Genomic DNA, 7,554 nt, shown 5'->3' with positions numbered 1-7,554 from the left:
CGGTCCGAGCCGCCGCGCGCCTGTTCCGCCGGATGGGCTCCGGCGACGCGCTCCGGTTCGCGCGGCGGCTCGGACCGGCGGGAACGGCCGGAAGAGAGCTTCGACGAGGTCGTCCCGAATGTGTTGCCACGCAAGGAATTCCCCGCGCCAAGCCGCGCCGTCGCGCTCGGCGAACTGCGCGACGGACTCCGCCGTGCGCTCGATGTCGCGAGACAGCACTGCGACGCGGTCGTCAGGCAGGACGTGCGCGAGGACGTCGGGGGCGTGCCGCCACGACAGCCCGTGCCGCTCCAGGTCAAGGCCGAGCATGAACGGCGAGACCGCGCTCATCGGGTAGAAGGCGCTGCAGAAATCGGTCGTGAAGCCCGGCGCGGTGACCTCGCCGCTGCGCACCGAACCGCCCGGCTCGTCGGCGGCTTCGAGCACCACCACGCTCCACCCGGCGTCGGCCAGCAGGTTGGCCGCGACCAGTCCGTTCGGGCCCGCGCCGATCACCACGGCGTCGACGGTGTCACCTGGGTGCGTCACGCTTCTCCTTGGGACTGGTGGGTCGGCCTGCCCCACCGTAGATCGCGCAGCCGCCGCGCGGGGCCTTGATCAGGTTTCAGCGGTGGGCTCTGCTCGCCCGCTCCGCTCGCCATCCCGCCGATCACTTCGGCGAGCGCGTCGGCGCTGTCGTGCTCCGGGCGCCAGTCCAGCTCGGCCCGCGCACGCTCGCAGCGCACCAAACATGCCTGGTCAGCCAATGCGAGCCAGCCCGGATGCAGCGGTTGCAGGCCCAGCCGCCACGCCGTCCACGCGAGCCCGCGCAGCGACGAAAGGGGGACCGGAACGCGGATTCCACCGAGCACCCGGCCGATGTCGTTCGCCGTGAGCAGCGGATCGGCCGCGAGGTTGAACGCGCCAGTCGCACGGCGGTCCACGATCTGCACCAGAGCAGCCGCGACGTCGTCGGCGTGCACGAGCTGGAGCCGGAAACCCGGCCACAACGGCAACGGCAGCCACCGCTTTTTCAACAGTGACAGCGGAAACAACGAACTCAGCAGCCAACGCCGCATCTCCGCTCCGGAGGCGCGCTGCACCACCGAGGCCGGGCGCACGCACGCGGTGCGCAGGCCCGAATCCGTGACCAGGGCTTCGGCGACGGCCTTCTGCTCGCTGTACGCGCTGCCCTCGATCCCGCCGAGCGGCCAGTCCTCGTCGACCACCGCCCAACGGTCGGCGGGCTCGTAGGCAGCGACGGAGGAGCCGAACACCAAGTGCCGGACTCCGGCGTGGCGAGCGGCGGCGAGGACGTTCCGCGTGCCGACGATGTTGGTGCGCCGCATCTCGGGGTCGTCGGTGCGCGGGTGGATCGCCCAGGCCAGGTGCACCACCGCGTCGACTCCGGAGAACGCTTCGCGCAGCGCCGCCTCGTCCGTGCCGACATCGCACGTGGCCCAGTCGGCGCGCGCGTACGGTTCGACCTGGTCAGGACGCCTGCGAGCGATGGCGGCAACGCTCCACCCCTTCGGCAGGCGCCTGAGCAGGGCGGTGCCGACGTTCCCACTCGCGCCGGTCACGGCGATTCGCATGACCTTGGAGTTCCCGCCGGCCAGCCCGCTAATCAGCGCAGCCGGAGGACGGGGGTCTTCGTGTCCGGGGCGTCCTCCACGCCGTCCAGCACCACCAGGCCGATGTCCGCACCGACCGGGACTGCGCCCCGGTGGAAGAGGAACTCGGGGTCGTTGGCCCACTCGTCCCGAGTGGCGGTGACCTCGCGGGGCCCGGCGGGGCGAGCGGTGCCCGGACGCGCCCGTGCGGACAGTTCTGGTCGCTCGCCCCTGCCCACCGCCAGCGGTTCCCCCGGCAGCAACCACAGCGTGCGGCCCTCGGTGCACAGTCCCGCGAGCAGGCCGATCTGTCTCGCGCGGTTGCTGTGCAGCTCGACACGACGCTCGGGGCGGAGGTCCTCGACCGCCGCGCGCTCGGCCTCGGTGAGCTGGTCGACGCCCAGCAGCTCGGTCGCGTCCTCCACCGACATGTGCCCGCGCACCGGCCACCTCGGGAACACCGGTCTGGGCCAGGTGTAGGGCAGGTCGTCCGGCACGTCGGGGAAGAAGCGGCGGTAGTGCTCGGGGTTCTTGCGCACCAACGCGGATCGGTGCGACAGGTGCACCGCCTCATCACCGAGCCACGGCGGCACGGCTCCCGCGGCGATCAGGTCGTGCTGGTGAGGAACCACTCCGCCGGTGAACTCCAGCAACGAGTGCACGGTCGAGTCGGTGTGCCCGCGCACCGTCCACTCGCGACACACCTGCACGCCGTAAGCGACGAGCGCCCGCGTGAAGCCCCGCCACATCGTGACCGCCGGGTGGTGCTTCCAGCCGTACTCGGGCCACACCAGCGCGCGCAGGATCTGCACGGTCTCGGCGCGTTGTTTGCCGAGGCGCCGATCGTCGAGCACTCGGGCGCTCGCGGCGAAGTCAACGTGCGGTAGGAACGTTTGCATGCCGCGTGCTTTACCCAGAAACAGGCGGATCACGCCGGGACGCGGCCGTAAGGTCGCGGAGTGCACGAGGTCATCGAAGAGCTGCTTCCGCTGCGCGGCGCGCACGACCTTGCTGGTTTGCGCGAGGTCGACGCCGATCTGCTGGCCCGCTATGTCGCTGCCCCGGAGAACGACTGGTGGCGGCGTCGGCGCTGCGCTGAGGCGTTGGACGGGCGGGTGCCGCGGCGGCGGGTCGAGGCGTTGATCGCCCGGGCGCAGGATCTGGGCGAGACGGCGGAGGTTCGCCGCGCGCTGCTGGACGTCCTCGCCGATCGGGAGGAGCTGCTGCCCTGGCTCCTGAGCGAGGAGCGGCAGCACGACACGTCCTACGGCATGGCCGAGGCCTTCCTCAAAGCACGCGGTCGCCTCGGTGATCGGACCGCGCTGCACGAACTGGTACTGCTCGCCGCCGATCCGTGGACGCACAGGCAACTGATCGGGCTGGAAGGGCTGGAGGCGCTGATCGAGCGCCACGGAGCCGAAGTGCTGCTCGCCGAGGTCGGCGATGACCTGCCGCAGGAACGGCTTTTCCACGCGCGGATGCGCTTCCGCGCGGGCGAGGACGTGACGGACGCGCTCGCCGATCCTGACCGCACCGTCGCGCACTTCGCGCACGAGCTGGAATTCGAGCCGCGACGACTGCGCGAGTACATCGCCGAAGCACCGACGACCGAGGCGAAGGTGTGGGCCGCCTGCGCGCTGCACGAGCAGACCGGTGACCTGGCGGAGATCCAGTCGATCTACGACGCGCTCGGACGCCCGCGGGTGGAGGTCGACGGCCTGGACGAGGAGATCCGCGCGGCGATCGTGCACAACTACGTGCCCACGTGCCAACGCCAGACCGACCCGAGGTGGCGGTTGGAGTACCTGTGCATGGAGCACCCGGCCAGTCCGGACGTCGACGACCAGCTCCGCCGCGCCGTGTCCGCGCTCTCCGACGCGGGCCTGGCGCCGAACCCACCGATCCGGGCGGGTGAGCACCACGGCAGCGGGGACGACACCTACCACGTGATCTTCCTCGGCGACTCCGAGCGCGAGGTGTGGATCAGCACGCTCGGGCGCTTCGCCACGGGCGACGACGAGGCCCGCTCTGCCTTGGCGGACGCGGGATTCCGGTGGATCGAGTTCCACGGCGCGGCCAAGGTCACCGGTCTGCACGTCTACTACTTCGGCGCCCGCGCGGCGCTCACCGTCGACAGCCTGCTGTTCTACTGGCAGGACTAGCCCGCGAGGCGCCATCGGCACCTCGCGGGACACGTCCTAGCCGCGAATGCCGGGGGCTTCGGCCCCGATCGTGGTGCTGTCGCCGTGGCCGGTGTGCACCACCGTCTCCGGCGGCAGCTCCAGCAACCGCTTGGTGATCGAGTCCACGATCGTGCCGTGGTCGGAGTACGAGCGCCCAGTGGCACCGGGTCCGCCCTGGAACAGGGTGTCGCCGGTGAACACCACGCCGAGCTCCGGCACGTGGAAGCAGCACGCCCCGGGCGCGTGGCCCGGCGTGTGCAGCACGTGCACCTCGGTCCCGGCGACCTCGATCACCTGCCCGTCGGCCAGCTCCCCACCGGGGCGCACGTCGGGGTGCGTCAGCTCCCACAGCACGAGGTCGGCCGGGTGCAACAGGATCGGCGCCCCGGTGGCCTCGGCCAGCTGCGGCGCGAAGCGCACGTGGTCGTCGTGCGCGTGCGTCGCGATGATCGCCTTGACCGTCCGGCCGCCGATCACCTCCAGGATCGCGGCGACGTCGTGCGGGGCGTCGAAGACGACGCACTCGGAGTCATCGCCGAGCACCCAGACGTTGTTGTCCACGTCGAAGGTCTCGCCGTCCAACGAGAACGTCCCGGACGTGATCGCGTGATCGACTCGAACCATCAGAAGATCACCACCGAGCGGAGGACGTCACCGTGGTGCATCTTCCCGAACGCGGCCTCCACGTCCTCGAGCGCGATCTCCTCGGTGACGAAGGCATCCAGGTCCAGGCGGCCCTGCCGGTAGAGGTCGACCAGCATCGGGAAGTCCCGCGTCGGCAGGCAGTCGCCGTACCAACTGGACTTCAGTGCCCCGCCCCGGCTGAAGAAGTCGATCAGCGGCATGTCGATCCGCATGTCCGGCGTCGGCACTCCGACCAGGACCACCGTCCCGGCGAGGTCGCGGGCGTAGAAGGCCTGCTTCCACGTCTCCGGGCGGCCGACCGCGTCGATCACCACGTCCGCGCCGTTGCCGTCGGTCAGCTCCTGGATCGCGGTCACCACGTCGTCGACCGAGCGCGCGTCGACGGTGTGCGTGGCGCCGAAACCACGCGCCCACTCCAGCTTCCTGGCGTCGGTGTCCACGGCGATGATCTTCGCGGCGCCCGCGAGCCTGGCCCCGGCCACCGCGCCGTCGCCGACCCCGCCGCAACCGATCACCGCGACCGAGTCGCCCCTGCCGACGCCGCCGGTGTTGATCGCCGCGCCGATGCCCGCCATCACCCCGCAGCCGAGCAGGCCGACCGCCGCCGCCCGCGCGTCGGGGTCGACCTTCGTGCACTGTCCACTGTGGACAAGCGTCTTCTCGGCGAACGCGCCGATGCCCAGCGCCGGGCTGAGCTTCGTGCCGTCCAGCAGCGTCATCGGCTGCGCGGCGTTGTGCGTGCTGAAGCAGTACCACGGGCGCCCGCGCTTGCAAGCCCGGCAGTCACCGCACACCGCGCGCCAGTTCAGCACCACGAAGTCGCCGGGTTCGAGCCCGCTCACGCCCTCGCCGACGGACTCCACGACGCCCGCGGCCTCGTGCCCGAGCAGGAACGGGAACTCGTCGTTGATCCCGCCCTCGCGGTAGTGCAGGTCGGTGTGGCAGACCCCGCACGCCTGGACCTTCACCACCGCCTCGCCGGGGCCCGGATCGGGGACGACGATCGTCTCCACCGTGACCGGCTCACCACGCCCCTTGGCGATGACGCCCCTGACCTGTTGTGCCACGACCGGCCTCCAGATTCGTCTCGACGCATGTGGATCTCCGACGACCGTAGCCCCGGGGTCACCGCCCGTCGAGTTCGGCGAGCTCCGCGTCGGTGAACAGCCGCGAGCGGATCAGGAAGCGCACGCCCTCGGGAGCCTCCAGGGAGAACCCGCTGCCCCGGCCGGGCACCACGTCCACGGTGAGGTGGGTGTGCCGCCAGTACTCGAACTGCGCGGCCGACATCCAGAACGGCACCGCCTCGGGCACCCCGTCGACCTCCAGGTCAGCGAGGTGCACGTCCGAGCCGCCGGTGCGGAACTCCCCCGCGAGGTAGCACATGGGGGCGCTGCCGTCGCAGCACCCGCCGGACTGGTGGAACATCAGCGCGCCGTGGCCGGCCCGGAGGCGGCGGATCAGCTCCGCCGCCTCCGGGGTCACCGCGACCCGGGCGACGGTCATCAGAAGAAGCCCTGCGCGGACTCGGAGTAGCTCACCAGCAGGTTCTTCGTCTGCTGGTAGTGCTCCAGCATCGCGCGGTGGTTCTCGCGCCCGATCCCGGACTGCTTGTAGCCGCCGAAGGCCGCGTGCGCGGGATAGGCGTGGTAGCAGTTGGTCCACACGCGCCCGGCCTGGATCGCGCGCCCTGCCCGGTACGCGGTGTTGGTGTCGCGCGACCACACGCCCGCGCCGAGGCCGTAGAGCGTGTCGTTGGCGGTCTTGATCGCGTCGTCGAAGTCGTCGAAGCGGGTCACCGAGACGACCGGGCCGAAGATCTCCTCCTGGAAGATCCGCATCTTGTTGTCGCCCTCGAAGATCGTCGGCTGCACGTAGTACCCGCCCGACAGCGCCCCGCCGAGATCGGCGCGCTCACCGCCGGTGGCGACCTTCGCGCCCTCCTGCCTGCCGATGTCGATGTAGGACAGGATCTTCTCCAGCTGGTCGTTGCTGGCCTGCGCGCCGACCATGGTGTCGGTGTCCAACGGGTTGCCCTGCTTGATCTTCTTCGTCCGCTCCACCGCGTCGCCGAGGAACCGGTCGTAGATGGAGCTCTGGATCAGCGCGCGCGACGGGCAGGTGCAAACCTCGCCCTGGTTCAGCGCGAACATCGCGAAGCCCTCGAGTGCCTTGTCGTAGAAGGCGTCCTGCGCGTCGGCGACGTCGGCGAAGAACAGGTTGGGGCTCTTGCCGCCCAGCTCCAGGGTGACCGGGATGATGTTCTCGCTGGCGTACTGCATGATCAGCCGCCCGGTGGTGGTCTCCCCGGTGAAGGCGATCTTCGCGATGCGGCTGCTGGAGGCGAGCGGTTTGCCCGCCTCGACGCCGAACCCGTTGACCACGTTGAGCACCCCGGCCGGGAGCAGGTCCGCGATCAGCTCCAGCAGCACGTGGATCGAGGCCGGGGTCTGCTCGGCGGGCTTGAGCACCACCGCGTTGCCCGCCGCCAGCGCCGGGGCGAGCTTCCACGTGGCCATCAGCAACGGGAAGTTCCACGGGATGATCTGGCCGACCACGCCGAGCGGCTCCTGGAAGTGGTAGGCGACGGTGTCGGCGTCGATCTGCGAGATCCCGCCCTCCTGCGCGCGCAGGACTCCGGCGAAGTAGCGCCAGTGGTCCACGGCCAGCGGCAGGTCGGCGGCAAGGGTCTCGCGGACGGGCTTGCCGTTCTCCCAGCTCTCCGCGACCGCGAGCTTCTCCAGATTCTGCTCGATCCGGTCGGCGATCTTGAGCAGCACGCCGGAGCGCTCAGCCAGCGAGGCCCGGCCCCAGCTCGCGGCGGCTCCGTGCGCGGCGTCCAGCGCGCGGTCCACGTCCTCGGCGGTGCCCCTGGCGATCTCGGTGAACACCTCGCCGGTGACCGGGCTGGGGTTCTCGAAGTACTGGCCCTTCGCGGGCGGCACGTACTCGCCGCCGATGAAGTGGTCGTACCGCGAGCGGTAGGACACGACGCTGCCTTCGGAACCTGGAGCGGCGTAGGTCGTCATCTGCTGCCTCCCACGTCATCGGGTGAGTGGCGCGCAGGTTACGAAGGGCAACGTTGCACCCGCGTTGCACTTGCGCGGGGCGTCTCCGGCGGTCAATCATCGAGG

General features: G+C 70.8%; 8 protein-coding genes. 1 reads left to right on the top strand and 7 read right to left on the bottom strand.

Annotation, left to right across the window (positions count from 1 at the left end; all coding sequences use genetic code 11):
• The 3 genes from CCN37_RS04820 to CCN37_RS42270 all read right to left on the bottom strand — a co-directional run.
• On the bottom strand, nt 1-528 hold a 528-nt coding region (locus CCN37_RS04820), incomplete at its 3' end, for an NAD(P)/FAD-dependent oxidoreductase (RefSeq protein WP_143261434.1).
• Nucleotides 525-1,574 (bottom strand): NAD-dependent epimerase/dehydratase family protein, encoded by a 1,050-nt coding sequence (locus CCN37_RS04815; RefSeq protein WP_086819426.1) that lies wholly within the window; start codon nt 1,572-1,574, stop codon nt 525-527. The genes CCN37_RS04820 and CCN37_RS04815, both read right to left, overlap by 4 nt.
• A gap of 32 nt (nt 1,575-1,606) precedes the next feature.
• Nucleotides 1,607-2,491: an MSMEG_6728 family protein gene (locus CCN37_RS42270; RefSeq protein ID WP_086819428.1), complete on the bottom strand. Its 885-nt coding sequence runs from the start codon at nt 2,489-2,491 to the stop codon at nt 1,607-1,609.
• 60 nt (nt 2,492-2,551) lie between these two features.
• Here CCN37_RS42270 and CCN37_RS04805 point away from each other — a divergent pair, with 60 nt between their 5' ends.
• The gene (locus tag CCN37_RS04805) at nt 2,552-3,754 is read left to right on the top strand and encodes a hypothetical protein (RefSeq protein ID WP_210407870.1); all 1,203 of its coding nucleotides are present in this window, start codon (nt 2,552-2,554) and stop codon (nt 3,752-3,754) included.
• Nucleotides 3,755-3,790: 36 nt separating this feature from the next.
• Here the strand turns inward: CCN37_RS04805 and CCN37_RS04800 are convergent, their stop codons facing one another.
• From CCN37_RS04800 to CCN37_RS04785, 4 genes are read right to left on the bottom strand one after another with little or no spacing between them, the layout of a single operon-like run.
• A complete protein-coding gene (locus CCN37_RS04800) occupies nt 3,791-4,399 on the bottom strand; it encodes an MBL fold metallo-hydrolase (RefSeq protein WP_371503597.1) in 609 nt (202 codons plus the stop codon).
• On the bottom strand, nt 4,399-5,487 hold the full coding sequence (locus CCN37_RS04795; protein WP_086819424.1) for an S-(hydroxymethyl)mycothiol dehydrogenase: 1,089 nt from the start codon (nt 5,485-5,487) through the stop codon (nt 4,399-4,401). The genes CCN37_RS04800 and CCN37_RS04795 overlap by 1 nt, the downstream gene beginning before the upstream one ends.
• 58 nt (nt 5,488-5,545) lie before the next feature.
• Nucleotides 5,546-5,926: a DUF779 domain-containing protein gene (locus CCN37_RS04790; RefSeq protein ID WP_086819423.1), complete on the bottom strand. Its 381-nt coding sequence runs from the start codon at nt 5,924-5,926 to the stop codon at nt 5,546-5,548.
• On the bottom strand, nt 5,926-7,449 hold the full coding sequence (locus CCN37_RS04785; protein ID WP_086819422.1) for an aldehyde dehydrogenase family protein: 1,524 nt from the start codon (nt 7,447-7,449) through the stop codon (nt 5,926-5,928). The genes CCN37_RS04790 and CCN37_RS04785 overlap by 1 nt, the downstream gene beginning before the upstream one ends.
• Nucleotides 7,450-7,554 lie beyond the last annotated feature (105 nt).

The sequence above is a fragment of the Allokutzneria sp. NRRL B-24872 genome, assembly GCF_002155965.1.
Taxonomy (GTDB): domain Bacteria; phylum Actinomycetota; class Actinomycetes; order Mycobacteriales; family Pseudonocardiaceae; genus Allokutzneria.
This window is presented reverse-complemented; position numbering and strand designations above follow the sequence as displayed.